This is a genomic window from Brachyspira alvinipulli ATCC 51933 (assembly GCF_000518245.1).
GTDB classification, from domain to species: Bacteria; Spirochaetota; Brachyspiria; order Brachyspirales; family Brachyspiraceae; genus Brachyspira; species Brachyspira alvinipulli.
This window is the reverse complement of sequence record NZ_KI912405.1, coordinates 144,475-160,502: the sequence shown is the minus strand read 5'-3', so window position 1 is coordinate 160,502 and position 16,028 is coordinate 144,475. Positions and strand designations below refer to the sequence as shown.

17 protein-coding genes are annotated in these 16,028 nt (G+C 26.9%); all 17 read left to right on the top strand.

All coding sequences use genetic code 11. The features are described 5' to 3' along the window. Positions 1 to 9: 9 nt before the first annotated feature. The 17 genes from T324_RS0112720 to T324_RS0112635 all read left to right on the top strand — a co-directional run bounded on the left by T324_RS0112720 (position 10) and on the right by T324_RS0112635 (position 16,027). Positions 10 to 666, top strand: a complete 657-nt coding sequence (locus tag T324_RS0112720) for a permease prefix domain 1-containing protein (protein ID WP_028330602.1) — start codon at positions 10 to 12, stop codon at positions 664 to 666. Between the two features lie 2 nt (positions 667 to 668). After that, entirely contained in the window at positions 669 to 1,331 is a 663-nt protein-coding gene (locus tag T324_RS0112715) for a permease prefix domain 1-containing protein (RefSeq protein WP_028330601.1), read from the top strand. A gap of 359 nt (positions 1,332 to 1,690) precedes the next feature. Beyond that, the gene (locus tag T324_RS0112710) at positions 1,691 to 2,695 is read left to right on the top strand and encodes a hypothetical protein (RefSeq protein WP_028330600.1); all 1,005 of its coding nucleotides are present in this window, start codon (positions 1,691 to 1,693) and stop codon (positions 2,693 to 2,695) included. 20 nt (positions 2,696 to 2,715) lie between these two features. Then, positions 2,716 to 3,372, top strand: a complete 657-nt coding sequence (locus T324_RS0112705; RefSeq protein WP_028330599.1) for a hypothetical protein — start codon at positions 2,716 to 2,718, stop codon at positions 3,370 to 3,372. Positions 3,373 to 3,406: 34 nt separating this feature from the next. Further along, positions 3,407 to 4,129, top strand: a complete 723-nt coding sequence (locus tag T324_RS0112700; RefSeq protein ID WP_028330598.1) for a hypothetical protein — start codon at positions 3,407 to 3,409, stop codon at positions 4,127 to 4,129. Positions 4,130 to 4,285: 156 nt separating this feature from the next. Further along, positions 4,286 to 5,068 carry a hypothetical protein gene (locus T324_RS0112695; protein WP_028330597.1) on the top strand — a complete coding sequence of 261 codons (783 nt, stop codon included), beginning with the start codon at positions 4,286 to 4,288 and terminating at the stop codon, positions 5,066 to 5,068. A gap of 2 nt (positions 5,069 to 5,070) precedes the next feature. Continuing rightward, complete coding sequence (locus T324_RS0112690; RefSeq protein ID WP_028330596.1) at positions 5,071 to 5,742, top strand: ABC transporter ATP-binding protein; 672 nt, start codon at positions 5,071 to 5,073, stop codon at positions 5,740 to 5,742. Positions 5,743 to 5,777: 35 nt separating this feature from the next. Next, on the top strand, positions 5,778 to 6,995 hold the full coding sequence (locus tag T324_RS0112685) for an ABC transporter permease (RefSeq protein WP_028330595.1): 1,218 nt from the start codon (positions 5,778 to 5,780) through the stop codon (positions 6,993 to 6,995). Between the two features lie 132 nt (positions 6,996 to 7,127). Next, positions 7,128 to 7,814 (top strand): hypothetical protein, encoded by a 687-nt coding sequence (locus T324_RS0112675; protein ID WP_028330594.1) that lies wholly within the window; start codon positions 7,128 to 7,130, stop codon positions 7,812 to 7,814. 56 nt (positions 7,815 to 7,870) lie between these two features. Then, a complete protein-coding gene (locus tag T324_RS0112670; RefSeq protein ID WP_028330593.1) occupies positions 7,871 to 8,983 on the top strand; it encodes a restriction endonuclease subunit S in 1,113 nt (370 codons plus the stop codon). 501 nt (positions 8,984 to 9,484) lie between these two features. Next, positions 9,485 to 10,540, top strand: coding sequence for a hypothetical protein (locus tag T324_RS0112665; protein WP_028330592.1), 1,056 nt, complete (start codon positions 9,485 to 9,487; stop codon positions 10,538 to 10,540). A 373-nt stretch (positions 10,541 to 10,913) separates the two neighbouring features. Continuing rightward, entirely contained in the window at positions 10,914 to 11,084 is a 171-nt protein-coding gene (locus tag T324_RS18085) for a hypothetical protein (protein WP_156920174.1), read from the top strand. Then, positions 11,056 to 11,706, top strand: a complete 651-nt coding sequence (locus T324_RS0112655; RefSeq protein ID WP_028330591.1) for a hypothetical protein — start codon at positions 11,056 to 11,058, stop codon at positions 11,704 to 11,706. Before T324_RS18085 ends, T324_RS0112655 begins: the two co-directional genes overlap by 29 nt. 383 nt (positions 11,707 to 12,089) lie before the next feature. After that, positions 12,090 to 13,148, top strand: coding sequence for an ABC transporter ATP-binding protein (locus tag T324_RS0112650; protein WP_028330590.1), 1,059 nt, complete (start codon positions 12,090 to 12,092; stop codon positions 13,146 to 13,148). Continuing rightward, positions 13,145 to 13,963, top strand: coding sequence for an ABC transporter permease (locus T324_RS0112645; RefSeq protein ID WP_028330589.1), 819 nt, complete (start codon positions 13,145 to 13,147; stop codon positions 13,961 to 13,963). Before T324_RS0112650 ends, T324_RS0112645 begins: the two co-directional genes overlap by 4 nt. A gap of 12 nt (positions 13,964 to 13,975) precedes the next feature. Further along, positions 13,976 to 14,782 (top strand): ABC transporter permease, encoded by an 807-nt coding sequence (locus tag T324_RS0112640; RefSeq protein WP_028330588.1) that lies wholly within the window; start codon positions 13,976 to 13,978, stop codon positions 14,780 to 14,782. A 42-nt stretch (positions 14,783 to 14,824) separates the two neighbouring features. After that, entirely contained in the window at positions 14,825 to 16,027 is a 1,203-nt protein-coding gene (locus T324_RS0112635) for an ABC transporter substrate-binding protein (protein ID WP_028330587.1), read from the top strand. The last annotated feature ends 1 nt before the right edge of the window (position 16,028 follow it).

Here is a 16,028-nt window from a genome sequence, read left to right as displayed (position 1 = left end):
TAAAATATTATGATAGATGATTTTTGTAATGAATTAAAAAATAAATACCCTAATACCCAGAAAATTAGAGATCAAATTGAAGAACTTAGAAATTATTTATATATGAAAAGCGAAGAATATATAGATGATTGTAAAGATGAAAAAGAAGCTTTTGAAAAGGCACTTAAATCTTTTGGAGATGTAGATTCGCTTCTCGAGGAATTATCAAAGGATACAAAAATAGTTAGTAAATATAGATTATATCTATTTGTTGGTATTATTGATATTGTTATTGTGGCTTTTTTAAGTTTATTATTATGCTTTATATCTTTAAAAAATAATAATATATCATTTTTCTCTTATATAAATAATTCATTGATTGTTAGCATATTTTTTATTATTTCTGGAATAATTAGTATTTTTTTACTCATAGTTATACAATTTATTAATATGCGTAATATATACGAAACAGTAGAATATACTTACAATGATTATAAGATAAATTTAAAATATTCTATAATAGGTTTTATTATTATATCTATAGCGGTATTTATATTTAATATGTTTTTTACTCCGCATCATATTTGGTTTGTATTTGTTATTATATACTTTTTATCTTGGCCTTTGACTGTGTTTTTATTTTATCAATTTTTTAAAAATTCTGATAAAAATATTAATAGGAAATGATGATGAATATTAATGAGTTTTATAAAAATATTAAAAAGAAATATCCTAATACTAAAGAAGTTCTTGAGCAATTAGATGAAATAAAAGATATGTTAAATTCCAAAGTTCAGCATTATGTAAAAAATGGAATGAAATATGAAGAAGCATGCAGTAAATCTATAGATGAGCTTGGAAATATTGATGAAGTTTTTGAAGATATAAGCAAAGATGCAAAAATTGTTCATAATTTATATATAAAAATATTAACAGCTTTTATATCATCTTTTTCTACAGCTCTTTTAGCTTTTATTTTTGGTTTGATTGTAGATAATTTAAGTTTTTTTAATGAAACTACTAAAATAGGTTATAAACTTACTATGCCTTATTTTTATTTGGTATTATTTATTTATATAGTGATTTATTCTTTTTGGAATTTTTCTGATAATATAAAGCCTAAAATAAGAAAGTACAGTTATGATATATATAAAATGAATTTAAAAAATTCTATTATTGCTGTTATAATTTATTCTGTGATAATGATTATTGTAAATATCATCACATATCAATATAATAATTATTTGTGGTTTATTTGGGCTTTCAATGGAATATTAAATTGGACTATTTCTATAATTGCAGATTATCATTTATTTAGAAGCAGAATATTTGAATATGTTTTAAAAAATTAGTTTTATATTGCTATTATTTTTTTGACTAGCTCCCAGTTACTCTGCATGCTTTGCCAAAAGAACAACAAAAAATTGGCAAACTTAAAAATTTTCAGTATATACTGTGCGGATTGCCTCAGCAAAGCGTACCCAATGGGTATAGGCTAGTAGTTGACAAACTTAAAATTTTTTAGTGTATAATCTCTTTTATATACTATTTTTAAATATAGTTAATCACTTAGTGTGTAATTTACAGTTCATAAAATGATTTGTTTTTATATAAGAGTTGAAATTCTTAATATTTTACACAAAGTATATTGACAGACATAATACTTCTGTTATAATAGTAATATAGGATAAATAGTAGGTGTATTGTTTTTATGAAAAGATTGTTATTACTATTTTTTATATTATCAAGTTTCCTTTTTGCTCAGAATGATTTCGTAAACTCAGGTTTCCATTATAGTTATAATTATTTTGGATTTCCATTTTCTGTTGATTTTGGATATGCATATAAAAAGAACTCTCATTTTGTATATGTTCCTCGTATAGGAATAAGTTTTGATTATGGTGCAGAATCATCATTTGGAATATTCGCCAATGCTGGAATGGAATACAGATACAGAAGATTTTTTATAGATTTAAATTACAAGCAAGGAATAACACCTCCATTTGCTACATTCAATTATAAAGATTTAGAATATTACGGACAATTAAGATTAGGTTATTATTTTGATAATGTCAGTATTTCTTATGGTATGAATATAGGTAAGATACTAACTTCCGAAAGAGAGGTTTATAGATTAAGTTCTATATTTAAAATTAATCAAAATATTAACTTAAGTTCTACATTTGTTGATGACGGAGTTAATAAATTAAAATTCAATGCTGGTGTAGGGGCAAGCATTATACCTAATGAAAAGCAGTATTCTTATAATGTTTCAGCTAGCCTGCCTTATTCATTCTTTCATTATTGGGGAGAGCTTGGAATTATGCCTTATATAGGATACAGTGCTTATTTTGATAAAAGTGAGAAAAAATATTCTATTGGATTTAAATATTTATACTCTCTTATGATGATGCCTTTATCAAATTTAGAGGCTCATCTTAAAAATATGGACTTTCTTACATTCGTTCATCTTGAATATAAGTTTTTTATGAGATTTCTTCCATCTGGTTTTAATGATATATATTTAGTTGCTTTTGGAAATGTCGGTTACGGAAAATATTTTGAAAGTAGTATTGATAAAGGTAATTTATTGTATGTAGTAGGAGGCGGAATAGGGTATAATCTTTACGGTACAACACCTTTACAATTAACTTTTGGTGTTGATAATAATAAAAGTTTGGTTATGAACTTGATAATAAGTACTATAGTGTTTTAATATTTTGGAGTTTATTATTAATGGGAAGTATTAAAAATAAAATAACATTTTCTTTTTTATGCTTGATCTTTTATACAGCATTGAGTTTAGTATTTTTTTTGATACCTTTTAATTCAAAAGTATTGGGTATAATTGCAATAATTTGTGCTGCTATATTTAGTGTCTTTTTTCTGCTTCCTGCATTTTTATATTCTCCTATTTATTCAATAGTTATTGGTGTTTTATATTATATATTTTTTAGATTGTTTGAAATTATAAAACTTTTTACTACACTAGATTCTACTCCTGTAACTTTGATTTATATTATGATTCAAAGTGCTTTGGGTATTATTATGAATGTGATTGGTATTATATTAACTTGCTTAACTATTTATTTTATGAAGAAGTATATTGAAAATAAAGGTATTGATTTTAATATAAATATGGCTTTAATAACTGCTTTGATAATTACATTTATAAAATTTGTTATAAGCGGATTATCTTTTTCATCATTCTTTTTTAATTTTATAGTAAATAAAATAAATATTAGTAATGCTCTAATACTTCAGCAGATTATTACTTATGTTGTTTCTGTTATAGTTACTTTTATAGCTGTGATGATTTCTTATTTTATTTATATGAAGATAAAAGATAAACCGTTTTTTGCTAATACGAATAATTTAAATAATAATGAGTAGTTTTTATTGTATTTTGTTTTAAGGAGGATTTAATATGATGAGAAAGATTTTGACAGTTTTATTTTTATCTTTTGTTTTGACTATTTCATCTTTTTCATATAACAAAGAATTTAATGAACTTTATAACTTGTATTATATGGCTAATACAAATAAAGCAGATGATTTAAATCTCGCTATAGAAAAAATGAAAAAAGCAAATGTTGGAAAAATAGAAAAGCAAACTTATGATAATCTTATTTTGCTTATGGACATATATATGAATCCTAGAAGTAAAAGAGAGACTTATAAATTATTGAATGATAATATAAAAAAGAATACTCCTCTTTTATCGGAGAAGGATGCTGATTACATGGCTTCTGTTGCTGATGTTATGAGCGGAGCTATTAATTATTCTTCATTTAATGATGTTATAAAACTTTCAGGCAAGGCAGGAGAAATATATGATAATGCTTTAAAAATTAATGCGAATCATTTTCCTTCTCTTTTGGGTAAAGCAATACTCACAGCATACAGCCCTGAGTTTGTAGGCGGCGGAATAGATAAATCGCTTCCAATATTTAAAAAGGCTGAAAGCAATGCTAAAGAGAAATGGGAAAAACATATAGTTTATTTATGGACTTCTCAGGCTTATTTTAAAAATAATGATAAAGCCAATTATGATAAATATATAAAAATGGCAAAAGATATATTTCCAGAAGGAGCTTTTATAAAAAACGTTATTGATATGAACGCCAAAGGAAAAGGAATGTTTAATTGATATATTTAAGAATTATTAAATATACTGATATGTATTGCAATTATATAAAGCTATAGTATTTGCACTTTTTGCAACTTTGACGCTGTCCGCCCTCGCTCTGCGTGCCTTTGGCAGGCGTGCGGCGGGAAAAAGTTGAATAAATATAAGGAAATTAAAATGTTTAGAGTGATTGTTTTTATTTTTATTAACGCTTTCTTTTTATGCGGATTATATGGAGAGATTTCAAGCGAGGCCAATTCCATATTAAAAGAAATAGATAATAAAAATAATGAATACCATTCAGGATCAAGACTTGTAAGAACTAGCGAAGCTAAGGATATTTTAAATAGAGTTAAGAATAGCAATTTAAGCGAAGAAGAGAAAATGCATTTAAGTATAGAATGCTACACTCTTTGGGCCAATGTATCTATTGCAAGCGGAACTTTTGAAGAAGATTATAAGACTTTAGGTGAGGTATACAATAACCTCAAGAAAGATAAAGTTTTCAAAAAAGGTTCTTCAGATATTTATGCTTCATTTGCTAATTTTGCAAACTCATTTACTTCACTTGCTTTTTTTAATAACAAATATCCTTATAGTGTCATAGTTGATATGTATACCTATGCACGTATGGCTTTATTAAAAGATAAAAATAATATAAGGGCAAAACAAGTATATGGAATGTGGCAGATAGCTACTTTAGGTTTTTATAATAATGCTGCTTTTTATTCTATAATGAATTCTTTAAATGATACAAGCAATTTACCAGACTATATGGTTTACAGAGCTTATATTTATAGATCTATGGCATATATGAAAGTAAATGAAACAGATAAGGCTTTTAAAGAATTAGATGAAGCTTTAAAAATGTATCCTAAAGGCTTTTACGGATATTTATTAAAGAGTTCTTATGATAAAGGTAAGGACGGATTTTTAAGTGCGGAGGGTTCTGACTTTTAATTATGATAAGATGCGAGAGTATTTCAAAGATATATAAAACTAAAGATTATAATATAACAGCAAATAAGAATATAAGTTTAGAAATAAAAGATGGTGAAATTGTATGGGTGGCTGGAGTTTCTGGGGCTGGTAAAAGTACATTACTTCATATATTATCGAGTATAGATATTCCGACTTCAGGTTCTGTTTATTGGAATGATAAAGAGGTGTCAAAATTAAGCGATAAAGAAAGAAGCAGTTTCAGACTTTCAAACATAGGACTCATTTTACAGTCGCTTGAGCTTTTGAAAACTCAGAGTGTATTTGATAATGTAGCACTTCCTCTAAAATTTTTAAATGAAAGTTCTTCTAATATAAATAAAAAAGTTAATGAAATATTAGAAAACTTAAAAATAGATAATTTAAAAAAGAAGAAACCGGAACAGCTTTCAGGAGGACAGAAACAGAGAGTTGCAATTGCAAGGGCATTGGTAAGCGAAGCACATTATATATTCGGCGATGAGATTAGTGCAAATTTAGATACGGAAACAAGCAAATTTATTTATGAATATATAAGAAGCACTATAAAGAAAAGAAACGGTATAGGATTTTTTATTTCGCATGATGAATTGATAGAAGACTACGCAGACAAAAAATATATTATGAGGGATGGAGAGGTAACACTCAATAGATAATAAAATTTTATTAATAACTATAATTGGACAGATAAATGAATATAATAAAATTAGCATTCGATAATCTTTGGTATAATAAAACCAGAACAATTTTAAATATGATACTTATTATAGTGTCTTTCGTATCCCTTATGATGATAAGCGGATATAATAACTTCACAAAAGAAGGTATTATTATAAGTGTTAATACAAGCGGAGGATCTGTTGTAATAGCAGATAAATCTTATTGGGATACAAAAAGCGAAAAAATCAATATGCTTAATAGTAATGATTTTGAAGTTATTTATAAAAAACTTGATACTATAAATGAAGTTAATGATTATCAGAAAAAACTTGATATAAGCGGACTTGTAGGTAATGAAAGTAAAAGTAAATTCTTTTCAGGTTATGCCTATGAAAAATCATCAAAAATAATGTCATCAGTTTCTATAAAGGCAGGAACTCCTATATTTGATGATGATATTGATACTATGGTTTTGGGCAAAGATTTGGGAGAGTTTTTTAATATCAATTATGATGATACGCCATATTTAAATTTGATGACAGATTTCGGAGAGGGTATAAATCTAGGTTCTTTAATGGCTGTGGGTTCAATGTCTTTGAATAATAGTGCTGCTGATGCTATTACTCTTTACTGTCCTCTTAATGCTATGTATGAAGTATTTGGGCTTGAATACGGCAATGCTCATAATTTACTCGTATATTTAAAAGATTATAAAAAGGCAACTGAAATAAAAAATAATCTTAATAAATATTTCAATGAAAATAATTTAAATTATGAGGCTAGAGATTGGAAGGATTTGAATGCATTTTTACTTTCTGTTATTGATATGAATACTAATAATTATTTAATAGCATTATTTATATTAAGCATATTAGTATTTGTTTCAGTTATGCAAATGCTTACAACAAATTTTTTAGAGCGTTTAAATGAATTCGGTACTATGCGTGCATTGGGAATAAATATAAAAAATGTAACTTTGCTTTTATTTTTGGAAATTATTATAATGGCAGTGTTGAGTTCTGTTATTTCAATAATTATTTCTTATGGTGTTTCAAGCATATTAAATGTTATTCATTTTACATTCAAGTTTCCGGGTGCTACAGATGGTTATACTTTAAGTTTATTACTAACATTGAAAGATACTGTTTTAATATTTGTATGGGTATTATCTGTATCAATACTAGCAGGTATTTATCCAATAATAAAGGTTATTAGAATGCCTATAATAGAGGTTATTAAATATGTATGAAACTATAATAAGAATTTTGATGATAAGTTTAATTTTATCATATTTGATATTTAATTGTATTGCGATATTTTCTATAATTTTTGGTGATTATTATTTATTGTAGTTTAGTTATGATTAATGCGAGGTAAAAGTATGCATAAAAGAATAATAAAAATTTTATTTATAATAAGTATTTTATCTTTTAATTTGTACAGTCAGGATATATTTGAAGATTTTGTTAAAATTTATAATAGAGACGGTAAAAGTTATAAAATGTCAGGAACTTTCACTGATATAAAAGACGGCAAAAAGAAAGTTAATAATTTTGATATGATAGTGGGAAAAGATTATAAGCTTATGTATTTGAAAGAGAGCAGAAGTCTTTTTTTGGCAAATAAGCAGGGATTTTTTATTCAAGGCGAGAAACAAAATTCAGCTTTAAAAATTTCAGGAAACTATGTTGTAACAGGTGCTGCGAATATGAATGATTTGATGTCTATAAACTTTATAGATGATTACAAAGTAGAAAAAGTTATAAGTTCTGAAGAAGTAAATCTAGTAAAGAAAAATAGGAGCGTACCTTATGCCAAAGCAACACTAAAAAAAATTGCAGGCGGTTATAGTATAGATTTTTTTGATAATAGCGGTAAAGCATTAAAAAAGGGAATATATAAAAATAATTCATCTACAGGTTGTTTTGATTATATGGAATTTTATAATTTGATTATCAATACCAATACAAGTACAGTATGTAAAATATCAAAGACAGAGCCTTCAAGTTCATCAAGTTCGTATTTCAGAAGCGAGAACATGAAAATGCTATTTAGTTTATTTAAGTAGTTTTATTTTGATAATTTGCTATAATGCTTATTAATAATAGTGAATAAGGTTATTATATGAGTTTATTGGAAGAATTGCTTAATAAATATTGTCCCGACGGCGTGGAATATAAAAAACTTGATGAAGTTATTAGTATTTTAGATAATTTAAGGAAACCAGTTTCTAAAGATAAAAGAACGAAAGGGATTTATCCTTATTATGGTGCTAATGGAATTCAAGACTATGTTGATAATTATCTTTTTGATGGTACATTTATTTTAATGGGTGAAGATGGTAGTGTAATAAATAAAGACAACTCACCTGTTTTAAACTGGGCTAGCGGTAAAATATGGGTTAATAATCATGCTCATATTTTATTTAATGATAATATTAATACATTAAGATTTGTATTTTATTATTTACAAACTACTGATGTAAGTAATATTGTAAGAGGTACACCTCCTAAAATTAATCAGCAAAATTTAAGAAATATAGAAATTCCACTCCCTCCAATAGAAATACAAAAAGAAATAGTACGTATATTAGACACTTTTACAGAATTAACAACAGAATTAACAACAGAATTAACACTAAGAAAAAAACAGTATGAGTATTATAGGGATAAGCTGTTAACTTTTGGTGATGATATTGAATGGAAAAACTTATCGGACATTGCTGAAATAGGCACAGGTAGTAGCAATACAAATGAAGAAATTGAAAATGGTAAATATCCATTCTTTGTACGTTCTCAAGAAGTTCGTAGTAAAAATGAATATGAATATGATGAAACAGCAATTATAACTTCTGGAGATGGTGTAGGTGTTGGAAAAATATTTCATTATGTTGAAGGAAAATATGCTTTACATCAAAGAGCTTACAGAATTCATATTATTGATAAAAATGTAATACCTAAATATTATTTTTATTATATGAAAACTACTTTTTTACATTATATAGAAAAAACTTCTTTTCATTCTTCTGTAACTTCAATTAGAAGACCAATGTTAAATAATTTTCCTGTTCCTGTACCGCCTTTGGAGGAGCAGGAGCGTATAGTTAAGATATTAGACCGTTTTGAGGCATTATGTAATGACATTAGTTCAGGGTTGCCTGCGGAAATTGAAATGCGTAAAAAACAGTATGAGTATTATAGAGATAAGTTATTGACTTTTAAGGAGAAGAAAGTTTAATTATTTTTTAAAAAATTGGGATTTGCAGGCTTATTCTTTAAAAAATGTTTGTTTAACTTTAAAGGGTGGGCGGGCGGGACTTTTTGCGCCAGGCATCGAGTATTTCCTCGCTATGCTCGGTTAGGCATTGGGTTATAATGTGATTTTTTGAAAATGAAAAATATTTATATAATTGGTTTGTAATTGATAATATACTAAAAATTTTTAAGTTTGTCAGCCGATGCACTTTATGTAAATTTTATCTACTTTTTTGCCGCACACGCTCTGCGGGCTTTGCCAAAGTAGCAAAAAACGCAATTGCTAGAACTTTATATTTTAAAAATACTTATTAAATATAGGATATATCCTATATTTATACTAAAATGCAGTTCTTTTGGTTCTTTTATACCAATAAAAAAACTGGGGTATGGGGCAAAGCCCCATATATTAAAAAGAAAATATAATTTTAATTTTGACAAAATATAGTTGTTTATGTATATATTAAGTTGATAATTGTGATTTATGAAAAGGTATTTTTTATTTTTTATATTTGCTGTATCATCTATAGTATTTGCTGATATAACTCCTAAATTTGGTATAAAGAATAGTTTTAATTATATAGATTTAAAAGAAAATGAATATATACCAAATTCAATATTAAGTAATGATACTTATTTTTATTTAGGATTTGAATATCTTAATAATAATTTTTATTTTTCATTCAAGCCTGCAATTAGAATATACACAAAAGACAATAGAGAACTTATTTATGATAACGGCAATCTCATAAAACAAAATGATAATAAGGCATATTTCTCTTTTACATTCGATGAAATACAATTTAATTATATCAATGAAATTTTAGGTTTTTATATAGGAAAGAGAAAATTCCATTTCGGTGAAGGTTTCAACAGGCAGTATATGTTTGTTGGTGAAAGCGTACTTTATAATGATTATGAGGCTTTATATAATACTGAACTTAATTTTTATCAGGGAAATATAACGCATTCTATAGGTTTCATTACAGACACTAAATCAATAGATTTATTGAAAGAACCACAGTATTATACTTCTTGGTATTATTTAAAATATTCTTCATCTCATTTGGGATTAATGGGAATAACTAAATATACTTATGACTTACAAAAGAAAAATAATTTAATGCTTGGTTTTGAGGCTTCATATATATTTGATATAGGATTTAAACTTTATGGAAATGTTACTTATAATATTTTAAGCAGCAACAATTTAGGAAAGAGTCTTAATGATATAAAAAGTTTATTAGGTATTAATTATACTTTTATTTATAATTATGATTTTATACTTAGTCCTTATGTAGAATATTTTTATGAATATAGCCATTCATTTTATTCGGTAGGGCTTTATTTATCTTTCCTTAACAATTTATTTAATATAATAACTTATTTTTCTCATTCGCCTAATTATAAAATGGATTTAAATGCAAAACTTCTTATCAATTATAATAATTTTAGTTTTACCTTTAATTATTATACGCCTTTTAAAAGTAATGAAATTTTGGAACATACATTTGAGATAGCATTGGAATATAATTATTGATAATTAAAAATAGCATGTATTTTGATTAATTTTCTTAAGTAATAATATTATATTTACTAATTTATAAAAATATACCTAAACAACCATATTTTGTCAATTTTAATATTTTGTAAATATAAATTATAATTTTTTCATAATATAATCTAATATTGTTAAAATATGTTTTTACTGTAAGATAAATTATTACTTTTTGTACAATAATAGGTAGTCAGCCTTCCTTTGGTCGCATATAGTGGACGTTTGATAAGATTAAATAGTATCGTGCGGGAAGGTGCCCGCGAAGCGTACCGAGCTTGTTGAGGTAGAGCTTGCGGTTGACTAATTTATAAAAATTTATATCTTATTATAAGAATGCTGATAAGGAGAAAACTGTATGATGAAAAGATTATTTTTATTTACTTTGTTAATTTCTAGTTTGTTAATTGTCGGATGCGGCAATAATATTTCAGATCCTACAAATGATGGCGGTACAGTTGTAGAATCTCCTTACAAAGCTAATGGAATATCTTCTATTTATGATGGCAAAGGTTATAAATTTTTTTAGTATGGACGGTAATACTTATCAAATAACTATTAAAGATGGAGGTATTAGCGGATTAGGAACTTACTCTTTTGATAAAAGCAGTATTTACAGTAAAAATGCAGATGGCGATGATGATTATACAGGAACTTATAAAGAGTATATATTATATAATAATAGTTATAACGGAATTATTATGTTTCCTAAAACTGATGATAATGTAGGAACTATTTATTTGAAAAATACTGATGGTACAATAATAGAAGGATTTATTGATATTGATAGAACAGATAGAGGTATACCAACAGAGTATAAAGGTACTTGGCAAAGACAAAATATATCGGGTTCAACTGTAAGTGTAACTATTGATGATACATTTGTTACAATTTCAAATACAAAAATTATAAAAATACCTGTTTCATTCTTCATAAATGATGCTTCTACTGGAAAGCTTGTTGTGAAAGAAAATTTTTATAAAGGTACTGAGATGTCTTTGAATGATACTAAGGATACTTTAACTATATCTTTGAAAAGATCATCTATTAACTGGGATTTTCAAATAGATGCTAACAATAAAATAACTATTGCCTCCATTGGTTTTACTTATTCTAGCATGTCATTAGGAAGTTTTAAAAAAATAAACTAGTATATAATTTTTTTTATATACGAAACAATGAATGGAGGATTAAAAAAATCCTCCATTTTTTATTTGTAGTTAAAAATTATGATTATGTAAAACATTAAAAAAATGAATAAAAAATCTATTTATAGTATTGACATTATTTGTATTTGTATTATATTGAATCCAATTAAAAAAATAATTATGCAATAGCTCGAGTAATGGATATTCTTTGCAGGTGTATCTGTTGACTAAGAAAGGCTTATTATAGTTTATTTATTAATCTATAAATAGCTAGAACGAAAAAAACCCTATGCGGGTAAGCGACGAGTAAACTGCGTTTTATACGTTAATATGTATATACGTAATTTTACGGAGGCTATTGTAAATATACGCATAGGGGGTCGTTTATGGACGATAATATTATCGTGTCTTTAAAAAACATCAATGTTTCGTATGAAGAAAATACTATACTAGAAAATCTCAATCTTGATATCAAAGATAAAGAATTTTTAACCCTTTTAGGGCCATCAGGCTGCGGAAAAACAACTATACTTAGAACAATAGCTGGTTTCATAAAGCCAAATTCAGGCGAAGTGCTTTTTGACGGAAAAGTTATAAATGATACTCCAGCTTATAAAAGAGAAGTAAATACTGTTTTCCAAAGATATGCATTATTTCCTCATCTTAATGTTTTTGAAAATATTGCATTCGGTCTTAATTTAAAAAAAGTTCCTAAATCAGAAATTAAAGAAAGAGTTAATCAAATGCTAAAAATGGTTAACTTAGAAAATTACGGAAACAGAAATATTGCAAGACTTTCAGGCGGTCAGCAGCAAAGAGTTGCAATTGCAAGGGCATTAATTAATAAACCTAGAGTTTTGCTTCTTGATGAGCCTTTGGGAGCATTGGATTTAAAACTCAGAAAAGAAATGCAAATAGAATTAAAGAAAATTCAGCAGTCATTAGAAATTACTTTTGTGTATGTTACTCATGACCAAGAGGAAGCATTAACAATGAGTGATACTGTTGCAGTTATGAAAGACGGAGAGATACTTCAAATAGGTACTCCTGAAGATATATACAATGAACCAAAGAATGCATTTATAGCAGACTTCATAGGAGAGAGCAACATCATAGATGGTATTATGCATGATGATTATGTTGTAGAGTTTGCAGGATATGTATTTGATTGTGTTGATAAGGGATTTGAAAAATTAGAAAAAGTTGATGTAGTTATACGTCCGGAAGATATAATAGTTGTGCCTCCCGAAAATGCTAATATATCTGGTTTGGTAGAATCAGCTATATTTAAAGGCGTTCATTTTGAAATGATACTTGATGCCCATGGCTATAAATGGATAATACATTCAACAGAAAAATGGGAAGCAGGCACAGAAATAGGAATAGATGTTTCCAAAGAAAATATTCATATTATGAAAAAAACTGTAGAAGAGGTGATAATATGAAATCAAAAATTCCAGCAGTACCTTATTTAATTTGGACATTAGTTTTTGTATTGGTTCCGCTTTTTTTGGTAATATATTTTGCTTTTACCAATCAAAGAGGTGATTTTACTTTAGATAATTTTTCAAGTGTTACAGCATTTACTCCTGTTATAATGCGTTCTGTTATACTTGCTACTATTTCCACTATAATATGTTTAATATTGGCTTATCCTTTATCATATTATATATCAAGACAGGAAAAAACTATTCAGCATGCACTTATAATGTTGGTTATGCTTCCTATGTGGATGAATTTCCTTCTTAGAACTTATGCTTGGATGAGTATATTAGAAAATAATGGCTTAATAAATAAAGCATTACTTTTTATGGGGCTTTCTCCGGTTAAATTAATAAATACTCAAGCGGCTGTTTTAATTGGTATGGTATATAACTATTTGCCTTTTATGATACTTCCGCTTTATTCAGTTATGACAAAAATACATCAAAGTTTAATAGAGGCTTCTCAAGATTTAGGAGCAAATTCATTTAATGTATTTAGTAAAGTAATATTTCCATTAAGTTTGCCTGGTATGGCTGCTGGTGTTACTATGGTATTTGTGGCGGCGGTCAGTACTTTTGTAATTTCACGTATGCTTGGAGGCGGATCTAATATACTTATAGGCGATTTGATAGAGATGCAGTTTTTAGGTATGTCTTATAATCCTAATTTGGGTTCGGCTATAAGTTTGGTTCTTATTGTAATATCTTTATGTGCTATTATGCTTATGCAGCAAATAGATGAAGAAGATGAAGATGTTAAGGGTATGTTTTTATAAGGATATGCCGTTATGATAAAGAAAATACTATCAAGAAGTTATATTGCTTTTATATTTTTATTTTTGTATGCTCCTATAGCTATACTTATATTCTTTTCTTTTAATAGAGCTAGAGGAAGGGGAGTATTTACAGGTTTTACTTTACATTGGTATAAAGAATTATTTTCTAATGATTTAATACTTCATTCATTTTTAAATACCATAATAGTAGCTGCTGTTTCTTCCATATTTGCTACAGTGCTTGGTACTATGGCAGCTATTGGTATTAATAGTTTCAATAAAAAAATGAAAAGTGCTATTATGGGAGTAACTTATATATCTATAATAAATCCGGAAATTGTAACAGGTATATCATTAATGCTTTTATTCGTTATAATGAAATTAAAATTCGGATTTACAACTTTGATTTTAGCACATATAACTTTCAATGTTCCTTATGTTATTCTTAATGTTTTGCCGAAATTAAGACAGCAGGATAATAGTTTATATGAGGCAGCATTAGATTTAGGATGTACTCCCTCTATGGCTTTTTGGAAGGTTGTTATACCTGATATACTTCCTGGAATACTTGCTGGTTTTTTAATGGCATTAACTTATTCATTAGATGATTTTGTTGTAAGTTATTTTACTACAGGTATTACTTCACAAACTTTGCCTATTACAATATATTCTATGACTAGAAAGAGAGTAAGCCCTGAGATTAATGCTATATCTACTGTTATATTTATAGTTGTACTTGTAAGTCTTGTCATTATGAATTTAAAAGAGATAAAAAAAGAAAAATATTTGCTTCAGCTTAAAAGAAAGATACATAAATAATAATTTAATTAATAAATTTGATATTAAAAGGAGAAGATAAAAATGAAAAAAAAAGTTTTTGCCGTTTTAATGTTAATTGCTGTATCTTTAACTGCTCAGACAGTTGATCTCAGCAAATTTGACACTAACTATTATCACAAATTTAAAGGGCAAAATTTATCTGTTAATGTTTACAACTGGGGAGAGTATATATCTGATGGTTCAGAAGGTTCTCTTGATGTAAACAAAACTTTTGAAGAACTTACAGGCATCAAAGTTAATTATTCTACTTTTGCTTCAAATGAAGAGTTATATGTAAAATTAAAGGTAGGCGGTATTCAGTATGATATTATTATACCTTCTGATTATATGATAGAAAGACTTATAAAAGAAAATTTAGTTAGAAAGTTAAATTATAATAATATACCAGCTTATACAAATATAGCGGCAAGATTTATGAAGCTTCCTTTCGATCCTACAGGAGAATACTCTGTAGCTTATACTTGGGGAGTAACAGGTATAATTTATAATAGACAATTAGTTTCAGAAAGAGAAGATGAAATAGATTGGAAAATACTTTTTGATAAAAAATATCAAGGCCAAATACTTATGTATTATAACCCTAGAGATGCTTTCGGTATAGCTCAGGCATATTTAGGATATTCACTTAATACTACTAATGAAACGGAATTAAGAGAATGTGCAAGACTTTTAAAAGAACAAAAACCTTTAGTACAGTCTTATGTAATGGATGAAATATATGATAAAATGGAAGCAGGAGAGGCTGCTATCGGTGTTTATTATGCAGGAGATTCTCTATCTATGATAGACAGCAACCCTGATTTGAATTTTGTTATACCTAAAAAAGGTGCTAACTTATTTGTAGATTCTATATGTATATCTTCAAGTTCTGGTTCCCCTGAATTAGCTGAGATGTATATTAATTTTCTTTGCGAGCCTGAAATTGCTTTAGCTAATATAGAATACATTAATTATGCTTCTCCAAATGACGGAGCTATTGCTATTATGAGTGAAGAGACTAGAAATAATAAAATAATATATCCAGACCAAGCAACATTAGATAATTGCGAAGTTTATATAACTTTACCTGATGAAACTAATATATTAATGGAAGATTTATGGAATGAAATACTTTCTAATGATTCTACTTATAAAGGATGGGTAATACCTGTTGCTTTAGGTGTTATAGTTTTACTTTGTGTTGTTATAATAGTATTACGCAAAATGAAGAAAAGAGAAAATTAAT